The sequence below is a fragment of the Mesorhizobium sp. M1A.F.Ca.IN.020.06.1.1 genome, assembly GCF_004023265.1.
Lineage (GTDB): Bacteria > Pseudomonadota > Alphaproteobacteria > Rhizobiales > Rhizobiaceae > Mesorhizobium.
On the sequence record NZ_RZSR01001187.1, the window covers coordinates 1 to 1,555 of the forward strand.

Consider the following 1,555-nt stretch of genomic DNA (forward strand, 5'->3'; position numbering starts at 1 on the left):
GGGTGGCCGTCTCGACCGCCTACTGGCCGATGATCTGGCCTTCGCCGGAGCGGGCGACGCTCGAACGGTCGGCCGCGACGCTCAAGCTGCCGCTGCGCCCGCCGGCGACGGCCGACGAGGTGTCGTTCCTCGAACCGGAAGGGGCTACGCCCTGGGCGACCGAGACGATCAGGCCGACCAATTCCGAGCGGCATATCCACCGCAACGAAAAGACCGGCGTCGTCACGCTTGCCGTAACGGACGATTTCGGCGAGGTGCGCGACCTGGAGCACGGGCTGGTCCACGGCAGCATGGTCAGGGAGACATGGGCGATCCAACCCGACGATCCCCTGTCGGCGACGGGCAGCACGCATTGGACGCAGACATTGTCGCGAAATGAATGGTCGGTGCGGACCGAGACCTTCGCCGAGATGCGCTCGGACGCGCAAGACTTCATCCTCAGCGCCAGAATCGAGGCCTATGAGGGCGAAAAACTGGTGTTCGAGCGCGATTTCAAACAGACGATTCCCCGCGCTCTCGTGTGAGCGCTGACAAGATTGGTCCAAATGCGACGCGCCATTTACGCCACGGCATGTCGCATTCGGTCTTGCTTACAGCTTTCCGTTGCGCTCATTATCCCTCACAAGAACAAGAACCGACCACATGGTCGTACCATCAGAGTGAGGAACCCATAATGACAAACGAACTCGACTATCTCAGCCGGCGCGTCGCTGCCGGAAAGCTCAGCCGCCGCGACTTCCTTGGCCGCGCCGCCGCGCTCGGCGTCACCGCGCCCTTCGCCAACTCGCTGCTTTCGAGCGCTGCCCGGGCTGCCGGCCCCGTCAAGGGCGGCACGTTGAAGGCCGGCCTGGTCGGCGGTGAATCCACCAACAGCCTCGACCCGGCGCTGATGATGACCCAGGTGCCCTTCGCCTTCGGCAAGTGCTGGGGCGAAATGATCGTCGAACTGTCGCCCGACGGCAAGCTCGAGAACCGCATCGCCGAGGAAATCGGCTCTTCCGACGACGCCAAGGTCTGGACGCTCAAGATCCGCGACGGCATCGAATTCCACAACGGCAAGACGGTGACCGCCCAGGACGTGGCCGCCACGCTGGAGCGCCATTCGGACGAGAAGTCGAAGTCCGGCGCGCTCGGCTACATGAAGGGCATCGAGACCATCAAGGTTAACGGTAAGGAAGTGGTGCTGACCCTGAAGGAAGCCAACGCCGACCTTCCCTATCTGCTCAGCGACTATCACCTGATCGTGCAGCCGAATGGCGGCAAGGACAAACCCGATGCCGGCATCAGCGCCGGCCCTTACAAGGTCAAGGTCAACGAGCCCGGCGTGCGCCATGTCGGCGAACGCTTCGCCAACTACTGGCAGGGCGACAAGATGGGCCATGCCGACCAGGTCGAAGTCGTCGTCATCAACGACGCGACGGCGCGCACGGCGGCCCTGCAGGGCGGTCAGGTCAACATGATCAACCGCGTCGAGCCGAAGATCGTCGACCTGATCAAGCGCGTGCGGGGCGTCACCATCCGCAACCACTCCGGTCCCGGCCACTACGTGTTCATC

The 1,555-nt window shown here is 63.8% G+C and carries 1 protein-coding gene and 1 pseudogene; both read left to right on the forward strand.

The annotated features are described in order from the left end of the window. Nucleotides 1–524 (forward strand): annotated as a pseudogene (locus EOA60_RS32325) (peptidase S15); the annotation flags it as partial. Nucleotides 525–673: 149 nt separating this feature from the next. Next, the coding region (locus tag EOA60_RS32330; RefSeq protein ID WP_128312579.1) for an ABC transporter substrate-binding protein at nt 674–1,555 on the forward strand (882 nt) is incomplete at its 3' end.